The following is a 15,433-nucleotide window of genomic DNA, read 5'->3' on the forward strand; positions in this document are numbered from 1 at the left end:
AGCAAGCGCATTCCAGCAGCCGGAGCGCTCCCGCCTGCGCCGCCGCATTCAAAGAATGCGCGTTGCAGTTGGGCGTGGCGCCGCTGCCGCGGCGCGGTTGGCGCCTGTCAGCGGGGCAGGGCGTATTCCACAAGTTCCGTGCGCTGCAGCGGCAGGAAATTGTCGTCTGACACCATGGTCGCGCGCAGCTCCCCATTCCGGGTGCGCCAGACCGACAGGCCTTCGAGATTGTCATGGGTTCCCGCCCGGGTTTGCAGCAGGACGGCTTCGTTTGCCGGCCCTGCCGCTGTGATGTCCCAGCGGCGCAAGCGGCTGCGGAAACCGAAGAGGGTAAAGTCGCGCTCCAGCAGGTAAAGCCGCCCGTCGGGGCCGAAATCTGCATCCACCGGCAAGAAACCTCCCTGAGGCGGCAAGGAGAAAGGCCGCGACCAGCGGTCTCCGTTCCAGCGCCAGACCGGGATCTGCCCTTGGCTGTCCAAAGCCCGCTCCGGCAAGGTATAGAGACGGCCGCGGCGGTCGATGGCCAGGGTTTCCAGCGACTTGTTCGGCGGCAGCTTTCGGAACGCTTTGGGGCGCGGCAGCACCTTGGCCGGGGCTCCGGGGTGCAGGTAGCGGGCGACGCGGGCGGCGCCTTCAAAGGAGATGTAGCGGCTGCCGTCTTTGGCCACCGCCAGGCCTTCACTGTCGCCGGCAAAGCCTCGGAGCGTTTTGCCGGTTGACGCCCGCAGCCCGTGGGCTTGCTGGGTGGTGATGCCTGAGATCAGACCCTGCTTGCGCTGGATTGCTGTTGTCACCAGTGTGGCGCGGTCGCTGAGCACGGTCATCGCGTTGCCATCGTTGCTGAGCTTCAGCGCAGAGAAGCCGCCGAACCAGGGCTGGTTCAGTTTCCAGGTGAAACTGCCCAGAAACCGCGCCTCGCCCGCGGCGGCGCCAGGGCGGTTCGCGGCATAGGCGGCTGCCGCAAGACAGCCAGCCGCGGCCAGAGCCAGGATCAGTTTGATTGCAGAACGGAGGCGCATTGCTTGGGCAGGTCCGCGAGGGTGTAGTCGCGTCTCGGTTTAGGCTTTGGCGCGTTCGGGTCAACCGGTTTCGGCGGCGGCGGGTTCAGAATGTCATTGACCCAGCGCTGGGCATCGGCGCAGCCGTCGCCCTTGGGCGGGGCGGCCTGATCCACGCAGCCGCGGGCGCCGCGCGGGCAGTTGAGCCGCACGTGGAAGTGGTAGTGGTGCCCCCACCAGGGCCGGATCTTGCGCAGCCAGCGCCGGTCGCCCTTCTCATCGTTGCACATCTGCACCTTGGCGCCGGGGAAGACAAAGATCCGGGCCACCCGCTTGTCCTGTGCGGCTGCCTTGAGGATCTCGTGATGGGCGCGGGTCCAGCTGGCATTTACATAGGCCCCTTTGGCCCGGCGCATGGAGATTGAGGAGATGTTTTCGCGTGCGCTGCGGCTGAGGTTCAGCCGGTCCGGCGGGCGCATCCAGATGTCGATATCGAGGCCGATCTGGTGGCTTCGGTGACCCGACAGCATAGGCCCGCCGCGCGGCTGGCTGATGTCACCGATATAGAGCCCCTTCCAGCCGGGCTGGGTGGCGGCAAAGCGGCTGAGATCCTTTACGAAATCCACCGCTTCCGGGTGGCCCCAGTTGCGGTTGCGGCTAAGGCGCATCGCCTGCCAGGTGGGGCCGGTCTCAGGCAGTTGCGCGGCGCCGGCCACGCAGCCCTTGGCATAAGAGCCAAACGGGGCGGGCTTTTGCTGCGAGGCGCTGGGCTTGGCCCCGAACAGCGCCTTGGCGGGGGTCTGCGCGCTTGCCGGACTCATAAAACCAGCAACCGCTAAAAATATGGCAAGGAACAGTCTCACTCCTGATCTCCTTCTGCTTGAACCCAGAACAACAGTACCAATCCGATCAGAAACAGCGCGATCACCGGGGTGATCCCCAGCCGGGCGCTGCCGGTCACCGTGGTCGCCACCCCGATCAGCATCGGTGCCAAAAAAGCGGTGGCGCGGCCCGACAGGCCAAACAGGCCAAAGCTCTCGGTGGCATTGGCCGGGCTGGTGTGGCGCACCATCAGGCTGCGGCTGGCCGATTGCAGGATGCCGCCGAAGCCGCCGATCAGCACGCCGCAGCCAAAGAACACCGCATCCGGCAGGCCTGATCCCTCGGCCAGGCCGATGCCGAAGATCTGGGTGCGCGACATGGAAACGATGATCAGGCAGACAAGCGACAGGATCAGGATCGAGGTGATGATCACTGGCTTCGGACCGAACCGCCTGTCCGCTTTGCCGCCCAGCCAGCTGAAAACTGTGGCGGCAAAAGCGGCAACAATGCCGAAGATGCCGATCAGGGTGATCTCCCAGCCCAGCACCAGCTTGGCGTAAACGCCGCCAAATCCGTATAGCCCGTTCAGCGCGTCCCGGTAGAACATCGAGGAGCCAAGGTAGCTTGCCAGGCTCAGCCGGTGGCGCAGGCCCGAGACCAGCTTGACCACCTTCTGCCAGGCCTTGCCCAGGCTCGCCTTGCGCCCGGTTGCACCGCGGTCCTTCACCCACAGGAAGTAGGGGATCATGAAGACGGCAAACCAGATCGCGACAAAGGGCCCGACCGCCCGGGTGCCTTCGCGTGCTTCAGCGTCCAGGCCCAGGGCAGGGCTCAGCCCGATCAGTGTTTTTCCGGTGCTCTGTTCGACAAACAACAGCAGCATGATGAACAGCGACAGCACCCCGCCGAGGTAACCAAAGGCAAAGCCCGAGCCTGAGATGTCGCCGACATCCTCGCGGCTGGCGAGCGTTGGCAGCTGCGCGTTGATAAAGATCAGGGCGAATTCGGCGCCGATGAAGCCGAAGCCGAAACTGACCAGCATCCACCACAGGTTCGAGCCGCCCGGATCCATGAACCACAGTCCCCAGGCGCCGATCAGATACATCAGCGAGAACATCATGATCCAGGGCAGGCGGCGGCCGGTGATATCAGCCAGCGCCCCCAGGAACGGCGCCCCGAAGCCGATGATCAGCCCGGTCACGGTCAGGCACATCGACCAGACGGTCTGCGCCTGCGCCTTGGCGGCCTCGCTCTCCACCCCTTGGCCCATGAAATACTCCGCTGCCACGGCGGCAAAGAACGGGCTGAAGACAAAGGTCACAAGCAGTGTCTGATACGGCTGGCTGGCCCAGTCAAAGAACCACCATCCCCAGATGCGCTTGCGCGTGGATATCTGCTGCATACCCGGCCTCTTGTTATAGTTGCTTTCAGGTATGACAGGCGGGCAGGGGCCTAGGCAAGCCCGTCCTGCATCGGCGGCCAGGGCCGGCCGGCATCCGCTTGGCACCAGTTCCGGATCCACTCGGGCAATTCAGGCGAAGCCGCTGCATCATGCCCCAGCGCCTCCAGCACACGCGCTGGCGGCACGATGCCGCTGCGGTCCGTCACCGCCGTGCGCAGCATGACATGACTGGCGCACTCGCCGTTTTTCTTCCAGATGGACTGCTCAACGTAGATGAACTTTTCGTCCCACCCGGCCGCGCGGCTGCGCATCTCGAACTTCTCGAACCCGCGGATGCGGCGCCGGTAGCGTACTGAGGAGCCCGCCACCGTTAGCCCCCAGCGCTGCTGGCGCAGCGCCTTGATCAGCCCCACCCGCTGCGCCAGCATGGTGCGCCCCAAGTCATACAACGTCATGGTGCGGCCGTTGTTCAGCTCCATCCACATGTCCAGATCCCAGGGCCAGCAGATGTGGCTTGAGACATGCAGCCCGGTGATCTCCAGCGGCGCCATCCGGCTGGCCAGCACGGTATCCTTGATTAGGCGGACAATCGGGTACATGGGCAGAGGCTCCTTGTTGCCATGTGCCCGTGATGCCACCCGTTTACAGCGCGTCAACCGCAACCTCGCGGAAGCCTTGCGTATTTCCTGCAGGCTGCTTACCTGTGAGGCTGTTCGAAAAAGGGAAATACAGATGGTTTCGCTGTTCCAAATCCTGATGCTGATCCTGGACATCGTCTGGTTCTTCATCATTGCCCATGTGATCATGAGCTGGCTGATCAACTTCCAGGTCCTGAACCTGCACCAGCAGCTGGTGGCGCAGATCTGGTACATGCTGAACCGGATCCTGGAACCGCTCTATGCCCCGGTGCGCCGCCTGATGCCCAATATGGGCGGCATCGACCTGGCACCGCTGGTGGTGCTGATCGCGGTTTATGCCGTGCGCATCATCTTGGTGAACAATATCTCGGCGTTCTACTGATCTGAACTCCTCCGGCCCGGCGGCTTTCGCCGGGCTTTTGCCTGGCGGCCCTTGCCGCCCCATGCCTCCTGTGGGATTGTGCCTGCCATAAAGAGCAGACCACCACCACGAGGCCCCCCGCCCCATGACAGAGCTGTCAGGCGCCGCACCCATCCTGCGCGAGATCTTCGGCTTTGATGCCTTCCGCCCCGGGCAGGAGGAAATTGTCGACGCCGTAACGGCCGGGGAAAACGTGCTGGCAATCATGCCGACGGGCGGCGGCAAGTCCTTGTGCTACCAGCTGCCAGCGCTTTTGCGCGACGGCATTACCGTGGTTATCTCGCCCCTCATCGCTTTGATGCGTGACCAAGTGCGGGCATTGCAAGAGGCAGGTGTTGCCGCAGGCGCCCTCACATCCGGCAATACCGAAGAAGAAACTGAACTGGTCTGGGAAGCCATCGAGGCCGGCCGGTTGAAACTCCTCTACATGGCGCCCGAACGTCTCGCCTCTGGCGCCGCTATGGGCATGCTGCGCCGCATCGGCGTCAGCCTGATTGCGGTGGACGAGGCCCATTGCGTCAGCCAATGGGGCCACGACTTCCGCCCCGACTACCTCCGCATTGGTGAGCTGCGTCAGGCGCTGGACGTGCCATTGGCGGCTTTCACGGCAACCGCGGACCAGGAAACCCAGGAAGAGATTGTCCAGAAGCTGTTCGACGGCGATGCCCCCCGCAGCTTCCTGCGCGGTTTTGACCGGCCCAACATCCACCTGGCCTTCGGCGCCAAGGACAGCCCCCGCCGCCAGATCCTGGAGTTCGCCGCCGCCCGCAAGGGCCAGTCGGGCATTGTCTACTGCGGCACCCGCGCCAAGACCGAAGCGCTCTCGGCCGCCCTGCGCGAGGCCGGCCATTCCGCCTGTTTCTACCACGGCGGCATGGACCCCGAAGACCGCCGCTTTGTCGAAACCCGCTTTGCCCGAGAGGATGGTCTGATCGTGGTCGCCACCGTTGCCTTTGGCATGGGCATCGACAAGCCCGACATCCGCTGGGTTGCCCATGCCGACCTGCCGAAAAGCATCGAGGCCTATTACCAGGAAATCGGCCGCGCCGGCCGCGACGGCGCCCCTGCGGAAACCCTCACCCTGTTCGGCCCCGACGATATCCGCCTGCGCCGTTCGCAGATTGACGAGGGCCTCGCCCCGCCGGAACGCCGCGCCGCCGATCATGCCCGGCTCAATGCGCTGCTGGGACTGGCCGAGGCGCTGCACTGCCGCCGCCAGAAGCTGCTGGGCTATTTCGGCGAGGAGGCAGAGCCTTGCGGCAATTGCGATCTCTGCGACACGCCGGCGGATGTGTTCGACGGCACAACAGCGGTGAGGAAGGCGCTGTCGGCGGTGCTCAGGACCGAGGAATGGTTCGGCTCAGGCCATCTGATCGACATCTTGCTGGGCAATGAAACCGAGCGGGTGCAGGCACGCCGCCACGACCAGCTCTCGGTTTTCGGCTGCGGCAAGGAATACAGCAAACGCGAATGGCAGGCGGTGTTCCGGCAGATGATGGGGCACGACCTCTTGCGCCCCGACCCGGAACGCCACGGCGCCCTGCGCTTTACCGAGGCCGCGCAGCCGGTTTTGCGCGGCGAGCAGCAGATCAGCTTGCGCAAGGACACCATCCGCAAGGCCGACCGCCGCCCGGCAGTGAAGGCACTGGTCTCGGAAGAGGACGCGCCGCTGCTGTCGGCGCTGAAGGCCAAGCGGCGGGCGCTGGCGGAGGCACAGAAAGTGCCGGCCTATGTGATTTTCCCCGACCGCACCCTCATTGAGATGGCAGAGATGCGTCCGGAAACCCTTGACCAGATGGCCCGCATCAACGGCGTCGGCGCCAAGAAGCTGGAACGCTACGGCGATGATTTCCTCGGCGTCATCACGGGCGCTGCTGAGCAGCTGCATCCCGCCCGTCGCAAGCTGGCCGGGCGCGAGGCGGGCTCGGTCTACGACGCGCTCCTGGAAGTGCAGGCGCAGCTTTCGCGCGGGGACTGCGGCACGCTGAAGCCTTTGACCTGCTCGGCCTCGCTGCTGGCTAAGGTGGCGCAGATGCGCGTGGATGACGAAGCGGGCATCACAAGGCTGTTAGGGGAGCGCCGCGCCGAACGTTTCGCCTCGGCGTTTCTGGACGTCCTGCGCGGCGCGGGCTAGGGTCGCGCCAAGAACAATGCGTGTTATCTGAGGGGGCAGAGATGCTGGTAGTAACCTCTCCGGCCAAGAAGCTGGACTGGGCAGAACGGGATCAGGAGATGACCTGGCCGCAGCTCCACGATGACTCGGTGGAACTGGCAGATGTGGCCCGCGGGCAATCCGTGGCGGATTTGATGAAGCTGATGCACATCAGCGAGGATCTGGCCAAGCTGAACTATACCCGGTTCCGGGACTTCTCGGCTGACCCGGCAGCCAGTGCCACCCGCCCGGCGGCACTGGCCTTTGCCGGCGATACCTATCAGGGGCTGGAAGCCGCGTCGCTGGATGCCGAAGAGATGGCCTGGGCACAGGATCATTTCCGCATCCTCTCCGGTCTGTATGGCGTACTGCGGCCGCTGGATGCGATGCAGCCTTACCGGCTGGAAATGGGCTCGCGGCTGAAAAACACACGCGGCAAGAACCTTTATGAATTCTGGGGAAGCCGGATTTCCGAAGCTCTGAATGCGCAGGCGGACGCGGTTGGCAGCAGGCTTCTGGTGAATTGCGCCAGCCAGGAGTATTTCGGTGCGGTGGATCTCAAAGCCCTGAAGCCGGAGGTGATCACTCCGGTCTTCATGGAAGACAAGAACGGCACGCCGAAAGTCGTGAGCTTTTACGCCAAGCGCGCCCGCGGCGCGATGGCGCGTTACATCATTCAGCACCGGCTGGATGATGCCGAGGCATTGAAGGATTTCGACACCGGCGGCTATGCTTATCAGCCGTCGATGTCCGAACCGCACAAACCGGTTTTTCTGCGCAAGGCTTAAGGCAGCCAGAGCACTTCCACCCGCTTTGGCGTATTCAAAGAAGGCACCGCCCCGGCTGGGCCCGGCAGCGCGCTTTGCGCGCTGCCGGGCCCAAGGCCGCACGAAAGGCGTGCCTGCACAGCTGGCACGCCTGCGGGCGCGGGAGAGCCTGATTGGCGGCAACTGCCGTGAAGGCTGGCTGAATAGAGCCCCTTGGCCGCTTTGCTCAGGGTTGTCCTGCCGCGGCAGCTGCACCGTCAGGATCAAGCGGCTGGGCCTCATCGGGCGCGAAAGTCCGGATTTTATCGTGGATCAGAGCCTTACGCAGAGGTTTGGTGAGGTAATGATCCAGTCCGGCGGCCAGTATCCCCTCTGAATCGCCCGTCATCGCATGCGCGGTCAGCGCGACAATCGGGACATGGGCGCCGGTTCCGTCTTCAAGCCTGCGGATTTCCGCGGTGGCCTCCTTGCCGTCCATCATCGGCATGGAGATATCCATGAAGATCAGATCCGGGCCAAATGAACGGAAGGCCTCTACGGCTTCCAGCCCGTTGTTGGCAAATTGCAGCTCTATGTTCAGCTCTTTCACCATCTTCCGGAACACCAGCTGGTTGGTCTTGTTGTCCTCCGCTGCCAGCACCCGCATCCGCCGTGCTTGCGGTTCTTGCAGTTCGTGCGGCTCTTGCGGGCTGCTGGGCGCGGCAGCCTGTTCCGGCCCGGCCGCGGCCTGAGCGGTTCCCGCTTCGGTCCGGGGTTCGGAAATCACATCGTCTGCGTCTGCGTCTGCGCTGGCGCCCAGCTTGGCCAGCTGGTTGAACAGATCGTCCCGCGGCACCGGGTTCTGCAGCACCCCGTCCACCAGCTGGCGGATATCAGGTTCGTTGGCGGCGTTCGGGCTGGAATTCAGCAGCAGCACCGGAACACTGGCCCAGGGGCCGGCCTTGAGGTCCTTGGCCAGCTGCAGCCCGTCCAGAGCCGGCAGGTTGTGGCCGCTGATCACAAGATCGACGCTGTCCTGCATCGCTGAAAGGGCCGCGGCCGCGGTTTCCGCCGCGGTGACCTGAATGCCCAGCATCAGCAGGTGTTTCTGCAGGATCTCGCAGTTGAGCGGAACATCATCCACAAGCAGCACATGGCGCAGGGAGCTGGGCAGCTTCGGCTCCGGCTGGTCCGGGCTGCCGTCCATCGGCAGCGGCAGGCGGAACCCGAAGCAGGAGCCCTTGCCTTCTTCGCTGTCGACCCAGATCTCGCCGCCCATCATCTCGATCAGCCGCTTGGAAATCGCCAACCCCAGCCCGGTGCCTTCGAACTTGCGGTTGCGCTCGTCCTCGACCTGGTTGAACTCGCCGAAGACGTGATCGATCATTTCCTCGGGAATGCCGATGCCGGTGTCCTCGATGGTCACATGCACCGCGCATTGCTTGTCTTCCGGCGAGGAGATGCCGGTCACCCGCAGGGTCACATGGCCCTCCTTGGTGAATTTCACCGCGTTGCCGGCCAGGTTGGTCAGCACCTGACGGATCCGGCCCGGGTCGCCAACGAATTTGGTTGGCAGGAACAGGTCGTAATCCACCAGCAGCGCCAGCCCCTTGTCGCGCGCGCTGGGCTGCAGCAGCATTACCACCTCATGCAGGCTGCGCTCTAAGTCGAACGGTTCGGGGTGCAGCTCCAACTTGTCGGCTTCGATCTTGGAATAGTCGAGCACGTCATTGATGATGACCAGCAGCGCTTCGCCCGAGTTTTTGATCGTGTTGGCGTAGAGCCGCTGTTCCTCATCCAGAGCGGTGTCGCTCAGCAGTTCGGCCATGCCGACAACCCCGTTCATCGGGGTGCGGATCTCGTGGCTCATATTGGCAAGGAAGGCGGATTTGGCCCGGTTGGCTGCCTCGGCCCGGGCGCGGGAGGCGCGCAGCTCTTTCTCGTAGCGCACCGTTGAAGTGATATCGAGCGCCAGCGAGACCACATCGCCGCCATGGCCGCGCTGGTCGATCAGCCGCAGATAGCGTTCGTCCCACAGCTGCACCACCACTGGCGCAGGCGCGGGCAGAAGCCAGCGGTCGTTCATCATCGAGCGCCAGGCATCAGGGCCCATTTCCCCGGTGTTGATCAGCCCCTCGTCGGTCAGCAGCTGCAGAATGCGCGTATAGGAGATACCGGGAGTGATCTCCTCAAGCCCGTCGAAGATGTTTAGATAGGCGGTATTGGCGCCGATCAGCTTGCTGTCGGAATCAAAAAAGGCAAAGCCGTCCTGGAACACCTGGATCGAATGCCACAGCCGCCGTTCCGCGGTCTCGATCTTCTCATTGGCGGTGTGCAGGTCGGATTGCACGGTGTGCAGGTCAGACTTCACCTTGGCGTTTTCGTCGCGGACGGTGGCCACTTCGGCCTGCGTCTGGCCGATCTGCTTGGTCAGCGCCAGAGCGTGGCGGCCAAGTTTGCGGTTCGCGGCAGAAAGCTCGGCCTGCTTGAGTTCAAGCAGCCGCTCGGCGGCAAGCCGGGCCCGCCTTTCTTCCGCTAATTTTTCTGCAAGGCTCATCCCTGCGAACTCCGGCAATACATAAACACGAACGGCGCGCGGCAAATTCCGCGCGCAGGCGGCAGCAAGGCTGCTCCTATCGTGTTACGCGGGTGAATCTTGCTATGACGTTAAGCCCGTGCCAGCCTGCAAACAGTATTGGAGGGTGCCATGCCGCGTCTGTTTGCCTGTTTTTTCAATTTCTGCCTTGGATTCCTGATTTCTCTTACCGCTGCCTTTGCCGGGCCGGCGGTGCCGGACTTCCGCTACCAGTCTTTTGCCAACACTGATTTTTTCGGATCGGACCTGCAGCCGCTGTTCGACACGGATCAGGCTGCCTGTGCACGGGCTTGTTCCGCGCAGGCTGAGTGTGCCGGTTTTGTTTTCAACCAGCGCTCCAACGCTTGTTTCCCGAAATCAGAGCTGCAGCAGCCCAGTCCCTACGACGGCGCGCTCTCAGCCGTGAAACAACTGGTCCCGGCCGGTCTGGCGGCCGCGGCCAAGGACCGTGCAGGCCGGCTAAAGAGCGTCACCGCACAGGACCTGCAGCAGGCGGCGGAATTGTCCCGCTCGCTGGGGCTCGCGTATCCGTTGTCGGCCAAGGATGCGGCCGAAGCTTTCTCGGCGGCCCGCTCCCTGATTCGCGCAGGCGATCCGCTCGCCGCTCTGCGCTGGATGGGGCAGGCGGTGGTGCTTACGGATTCGGCACAGGACTGGACCAGATTCTCGGACTATCTCCTGCGCGCCTTCGAGGAGCGCGGCAGCAGCCGCCAGCAGCGCCGGTTCCGCCAGGACGCCTATCTTGCTGCGCTCAACGGCTATCTGAGAGCTGACGCGCCCGAAGCCCAGGCCCAGGCTCTGCGCCAGGCGGCGGAGGCTGTGGAATCGCTTGGGCGGGGGCGGGAGATGCTGCCGCTGCTGCACCTGGCAGAGGAGATCATTCCGCTCAAGGCAAATGCCGAGCTGCTGAATTATGCCATCCGGAAATACGGCTTCCGGGTGACCGGCTCCACGGTTGAAAGCGACAGCGCGGCGCCGCGGATCTGTGCCGAGTTTTCCGAAGATCTTGAACAGGCCGGCACGGAATATGAAAACTACGTGCGCCTGCCGCAGGGCGGTTTGGCGGTCACCGTCTCAGGGCGTCAGCTTTGTTTCGACGGGGTCGAGCATGGCCAACAGTACCGCCTGACCCTGCGCCGGGGCCTGCCTGCGGCCAGCGGCGAGCAGCTCTACAAGGATGTGGAACTGACCCACTATGTGCGCGACCGTGCCCCGCTGGTGCGCTTCCCGGGCCGGGCCTATGTGCTGCCCGCAGGCGGTCAAGCGGCGCTGCCAGTGGAGACCGTGAACCTGACGGAGCTGGACCTGCGCCTGCGCCGGGTCAGCAGCCGCAACGTGCTGCGCACCCTGCAGGAGGGCTACTTTGCCAAGCCGCTTTCCCATTGGGAGGACACCCATTTCGCCTCGGATATTGCCGAAGAAGTCTGGCAGGGCAGCGCCGAAGTGGACACCGCCATCAATCAGACCATGACCAGCCGCGTGCCGCTGGCTGAGGCAATGGCGGGGCAAAAGCCGGGCCTGTACGCGCTGACCGCGCGGGTGCCGGGCGCCGATCCCTATGATGATGCCGGCGCGACCCAATGGTTTGTGATGACCGGCCTTGGCCTCAGCACCATGTCCGGCAGCGACGGGCTGCATGTGCAGGTGCAGGGGCTTGCGGATGCCAAGCCGCATGCAGGCGCCAAAGTCCGCCTGATTTCCAGCGCCAACGAGGTGCTGGCCTCCGAGACCAGCGATGCCAGCGGCTATGTCCGCTTTGCACCCGGCCTGATCCGCGGTACGGGCGGCGCTGCGCCCGCGCTGATCACCGCCCAGGCCGGAGAGGACGACTTCACCTTTCTGCCGCTGACCGATGCGGCCTTTGATCTCTCCGACCGCGGCGTTGCCGGGCGGCCCGCGCCTGGCCCGGTGGATGTCTTCCTGGCCACCACCCGCGGTGCCTTCCGGGCCGGCGAGACCGTGCATGTGACGGCGCTGGCGCGTGACAGCAAAGCCCAGGCCATCGACGGACTTCCGCTGACCGCTATCCTTTTGCGCCCCGACGGTGTGGAATACACCCGCCAGACCTCCGCGGCTGGCCACCAGGGCGGCCATGTCTTTGCGCTGGCCACCGGCCCCGCCGCTCCGCGCGGCACCTGGCGGATCGAGATCAAGAGCGATCTCAAGGCGCCCGCACTCGCCAGCCGTCAGATCCTGGTTGAGGACTTCCTGCCGGAACGTATCGACTTCGAACAACAGGTCATCAATGCCGAGGCCCTCCAGCCCGGCGCCGCCGCTCAGCTGGAGCTGCAGGCCGATTACCTGTTCGGCGCACCGGGTGCAGGTCTGAAAGTGCAGGGCGATATCCGCCTCACCGCCGCCAGCACCCTGGAGCAATGGCCCGGCTTCCGCTTCGGCCGCTATGACGAGCCATCTTCAGCTCAAACCGCCTATTTCGGCGGGCAGGAAACCGGTGCCGACGGCCATGCAGTCTTCCCGGTCAGCTTGCCGGACACCATTCCGGCCGAGGGCAAGCCGCTGCTGGCCACTCTCGCCACCCGTGTTGCCGATGGCGCCGCGCGGCCTGTGGAGCGCAGCCTCGAGCTGCCTGTAAAACCCGCGGGTCCTGTCATCGGCATCAAGCCGCTGTTTGATGAGGTCGCAGCAGAAGGTGCCGAGGCAGGGTTTGAATTGATCGCCTTGGCGCCGGATCTCACGCCGATGCCGATGCGGGTGAAATGGACGCTGAACCGGGTCGAGACGCGTTATCAGTGGTACCAGCTTTACGGCAACTGGAACTGGGAGCCGATCACCCGCCGCACCCGCATTGCCACCGGCGAGGCGCAGCTTGGCAGCGATCCCCTGCCGCTGTCGCAGCCGGTCGGATGGGGCCGCTACGAACTGGTGGTTGAGCGGTTGGACGGCGCCTATGCCTCGGCCGCATTTGATTTCTATGCGGGCTGGTACGCGCCTGCAGGCAGCCAGGATACGCCGGCCCGGCTGGAACTGTCGCTGGACCGCGAAAACTATGCCCCCGGTGAGACTGCCCGCCTGCGCATCGTGCCGCAGGCCGCGGGCACCGCGCTGGTCTCGGTGGTTTCAAACCGGCTGATCCACCGGATGGCGGTTGACGTGCCCGCAGGTGAAACCGTGATACCGCTGGATGTGACCCAAGAGTGGGGAAGCGGTGCCTATGTGACCGCAACGGTGATCCAGCCTGTGGCAGGCAAAGAAAACCGCACGCCTGTGCGTGCCCTGGGTCTGGCTCATGCCAGCATCACCCAGCCAGGCCAGCAGCTGCGGGTTGCAATTGAAGTGCCCGAAGTGGCCCGCCCGCGCGGCACCCAGGTGGCGAAGCTCCGCGTTGATGGCGCGGCCGAAGGCGAAGAGGTCTGGCTCACCGTGGCCGCCGTTGACCTCGGTATCCTCAACCTCACCGGCTTCACAAGCCCCGATCCCAGCGCGCATTACTACGGCCAGCGCCGGCTGGGCATGGAACTGCGCGATGTTTACGGCAGGCTCATCGACCCCGGCAACGGCGCCATGGGAAGGATCCGCTCCGGCGGCGATGCGGACAGCGGGCTCAAGATGCAATCGCCGCCGCCCACCCAGGATCTGGTGGCATTGTTCTCCGGCCCGCTGCGCGTGGATGCAAACGGCGAGGCCGAGTTCCCCATCTCCCTGCCGACTTTCAATGGTACCGTGCGGCTTATGGCGGTGGCCTGGTCGGGCAAAGCCGTGGGCCAGGCCGAAGCCGACATGCTGGTGCGCGACCCGGTCGTGGTCACTGCGTCGCTGCCGCGCTTCCTGGCGCCTGGCGACCAAAGCCGCGCCCGCATTGAAATCGTGCACGCCGACGGCCCGGCCGGAGAGATGGCGCTGACCGCCAGCACTGCCGGCGGCCTCTCGCTCGGAACCCTGCCTGCCGCCATCACCCTGGCAGAGCAGGGCAAGACAGTGCTGGAGCTGCCGGTCTCCGCGGAAACCGTGGGAGATCACCAGTTGACCCTCAAGCTCACCACGCCCGATGGGCAGGAGCTGCGGCAGGACCTCCGCCTGCCTGTGCGGGCCAATGACCCGGTGGTGGCGCAGACCCGCCGCTTCACCCTGGCAGGCGGCGACACCTTCCTGTTCAACGGCGAGGTCTTCACCGGCCTGCGTCCCGGCACGGCCCGCGCCGTCATCTCCTCCGGCCCGCTGGCCAAGTTCGACGTGCCGGGGCTGCTGGCGGATCTTGATCAGTACCCCTACGGCTGCACCGAGCAGGTCACGTCCAAAGCACTGCCGCTTCTTTACCTTAGCAGCGTTGCAGAAGCCGCGGGGCTGGGCGACGGCCCGGCGGTGGACCAGCGCGTCAACGCCGCCATCCGCAAGGTGCTGACCCGGCAGGCCCCCAGCGGCGCCTTTGGGATGTGGCGGGCCGACAGCGGCGAGTTCTGGCTGGATGCCTATGCCAGCGATTTCCTGAGCCGTGCCCGCGCGCAGGGCTATGAGGTGCCGCAGCAGGCCTTTGCCCAGGCGATGGACAACCTGCGCAACCGCATCAACTATGCCTCCGACTTCGACAGCGGCGGTGAAGAGATCGCCTATGCGCTCCTGGTTCTGGCCCGCGAAGGCGCCGCCCAGATGGGCGACTTGCGCTACTATGCCGATGTAAAAGGCGAAGCCTTCGCAACCCCGCTGGCCGCCGCCCAGCTGGGAGCAGCTCTGGCAGCCTATGGCGACCAGCGCCGCGCCGACCGGATGTTTGCTCGTGCGGCGCAGATGCTGCAAGGCACCCGGGAGAACACCTCCCTGTGGCGCGCAGACTTCGGCACTTCTTTGCGCGACACCGCGGGCGTGCTGGCGCTGGCGGCCGAGGCAGGGTCGCAAGCCGTGGACCGCAGCAGCCTGTCGGCCCGGATCGTGCAGGCCTCCAGCCGCCGCTCCACCCAGGAAGCCGCATGGACCCTGATGGCGGCCCACGCCCTGGCGCAGCGGCCCGAGGACTCAGGCCTGCTGGTCAACGGCCAGCCGGTTCAGGGGCCCTTTGTGCGGGCGGCAGGCGGGCTGGAAACCCCGGAACTGGCCCTGACCGCCGCCAGCGGGCGAACGGCTGAGATCACTCTGACCACGCTGGGCGTGCCTGAAGTTGCGCCTGCCGCAGGGGGCTTCGGCTACACAATCGACCGCAGCTATTTCACGCTAGAGGGCCAGCCGCTGGACATGCAGGCGCTGCAGGCCGGTACGCGCTTTGTTACCGTTCTGCAGGTCCGTCCGCATGAGAAAACCGGCGCCCGGCTGTTGGTCAATGATCCGCTGCCGGCGGGCTTTGAGATCGACAACCCCAACCTCTTGCGCTCCGGAGATCTCCGCGATCTGGACTGGCTGAACCCGGTTGAAGCCGAGCACGCAGAGTTCCGCAGCGACCGCTTCCTGGCCGCGGTGGACGTTCGGGACGCCTCCCCTGTGACGCTGGCTTACATCGCCCGTGCAGTGACACCGGGCCGTTTCCACCACCCGGCGGCCTCGGTCGAGGACATGTACCGCCCGGCCTATAGGGCACGGACAGGGGCGGGACGCGTAGAGGTCAAGTGAAACGGCGGTTTAACAAACTGAAGGGCATCGCCCGGCCGCGGCAGGGGGAGCTTCGCCAGCCCGGGGAGGCGGACGGGCGGTGCCCGGCCTATCGCACAGGCA

At 65.1% G+C, this 15,433-nt stretch carries 9 protein-coding genes; 4 read left to right on the forward strand and 5 right to left on the reverse strand.

Going from position 1 to position 15,433, the window contains the following annotated elements:
- Positions 1–107 precede the first annotated feature (107 nt).
- The 4 genes from RA19_RS15905 to RA19_RS15920 are packed head-to-tail and all read right to left on the reverse strand — an operon-like array spanning position 108 to position 3,821.
- Positions 108–1,019 (reverse strand): esterase-like activity of phytase family protein, encoded by a 912-nt coding sequence (locus RA19_RS15905; RefSeq protein ID WP_039164342.1) that lies wholly within the window; start codon positions 1,017–1,019, stop codon positions 108–110.
- Positions 992–1,819, reverse strand: coding sequence for a penicillin-insensitive murein endopeptidase (gene mepA / locus RA19_RS15910; RefSeq protein ID WP_193748285.1), 828 nt, complete (start codon positions 1,817–1,819; stop codon positions 992–994). Before mepA ends, RA19_RS15905 begins: the two co-directional genes overlap by 28 nt.
- 38 nt (positions 1,820–1,857) lie before the next feature.
- On the reverse strand, positions 1,858–3,222 hold the full coding sequence (locus tag RA19_RS15915) for an MFS transporter (RefSeq protein WP_039164346.1): 1,365 nt from the start codon (positions 3,220–3,222) through the stop codon (positions 1,858–1,860).
- A 50-nt stretch (positions 3,223–3,272) separates the two neighbouring features.
- Positions 3,273–3,821: an acyl-CoA thioesterase gene (locus RA19_RS15920; RefSeq protein ID WP_039164347.1), complete on the reverse strand. Its 549-nt coding sequence runs from the start codon at positions 3,819–3,821 to the stop codon at positions 3,273–3,275.
- Positions 3,822–3,954: 133 nt separating this feature from the next.
- On the opposite strand from RA19_RS15920, the gene RA19_RS15925 reads away from it, so the two are divergent.
- The 3 genes from RA19_RS15925 to yaaA all read left to right on the forward strand — a co-directional run bounded on the left by RA19_RS15925 (position 3,955) and on the right by yaaA (position 7,221).
- Complete coding sequence (locus RA19_RS15925) at positions 3,955–4,242, forward strand: YggT family protein (protein ID WP_039128614.1); 288 nt, start codon at positions 3,955–3,957, stop codon at positions 4,240–4,242.
- 124 nt (positions 4,243–4,366) lie between these two features.
- Positions 4,367–6,415 (forward strand): DNA helicase RecQ, encoded by a 2,049-nt coding sequence (gene recQ, locus RA19_RS15930; protein ID WP_039164349.1) that lies wholly within the window; start codon positions 4,367–4,369, stop codon positions 6,413–6,415.
- A gap of 41 nt (positions 6,416–6,456) precedes the next feature.
- Complete coding sequence (gene yaaA, locus RA19_RS15935) at positions 6,457–7,221, forward strand: peroxide stress protein YaaA (protein ID WP_039164351.1); 765 nt, start codon at positions 6,457–6,459, stop codon at positions 7,219–7,221.
- 205 nt (positions 7,222–7,426) lie between these two features.
- On the opposite strand, the gene RA19_RS15940 is transcribed toward yaaA, so the two are convergent.
- The gene (locus RA19_RS15940; protein WP_039164353.1) at positions 7,427–9,736 is read right to left on the reverse strand and encodes a response regulator; all 2,310 of its coding nucleotides are present in this window, start codon (positions 9,734–9,736) and stop codon (positions 7,427–7,429) included.
- A gap of 150 nt (positions 9,737–9,886) precedes the next feature.
- Between RA19_RS15940 and RA19_RS15945 the strand changes: the two genes are divergently transcribed.
- Positions 9,887–15,331, forward strand: coding sequence for an alpha-2-macroglobulin family protein (locus tag RA19_RS15945; RefSeq protein ID WP_082020557.1), 5,445 nt, complete (start codon positions 9,887–9,889; stop codon positions 15,329–15,331).
- Positions 15,332–15,433: the final 102 nt, after the last annotated feature.

Source organism: Leisingera sp. ANG-M1 (genome assembly GCF_000813745.1).
Lineage (GTDB): Bacteria > Pseudomonadota > Alphaproteobacteria > Rhodobacterales > Rhodobacteraceae > Leisingera.

What these genes read in the sequence shown, in the direction of transcription:
- RA19_RS15905 (WP_039164342.1), bottom strand. Translation starts at nt 1,019, where the DNA reads ATGCGCCTCCGTTCTGCAATCAAACTGATCCTGGCTCTGGCCGCGGCT.
- mepA (WP_193748285.1), bottom strand. Translation starts at nt 1,819, where the DNA reads ATGAGTCCGGCAAGCGCGCAGACCCCCGCCAAGGCGCTGTTCGGGGCC.
- RA19_RS15915 (WP_039164346.1), bottom strand. Translation starts at nt 3,222, where the DNA reads ATGCAGCAGATATCCACGCGCAAGCGCATCTGGGGATGGTGGTTCTTT.
- RA19_RS15920 (WP_039164347.1), bottom strand. Translation starts at nt 3,821, where the DNA reads ATGTACCCGATTGTCCGCCTAATCAAGGATACCGTGCTGGCCAGCCGG.
- RA19_RS15925 (WP_039128614.1), top strand. Translation starts at nt 3,955, where the DNA reads ATGGTTTCGCTGTTCCAAATCCTGATGCTGATCCTGGACATCGTCTGG.
- recQ (WP_039164349.1), top strand. Translation starts at nt 4,367, where the DNA reads ATGACAGAGCTGTCAGGCGCCGCACCCATCCTGCGCGAGATCTTCGGC.
- yaaA (WP_039164351.1), top strand. Translation starts at nt 6,457, where the DNA reads ATGCTGGTAGTAACCTCTCCGGCCAAGAAGCTGGACTGGGCAGAACGG.
- RA19_RS15940 (WP_039164353.1), bottom strand. Translation starts at nt 9,736, where the DNA reads ATGAGCCTTGCAGAAAAATTAGCGGAAGAAAGGCGGGCCCGGCTTGCC.
- RA19_RS15945 (WP_082020557.1), top strand. Translation starts at nt 9,887, where the DNA reads ATGCCGCGTCTGTTTGCCTGTTTTTTCAATTTCTGCCTTGGATTCCTG.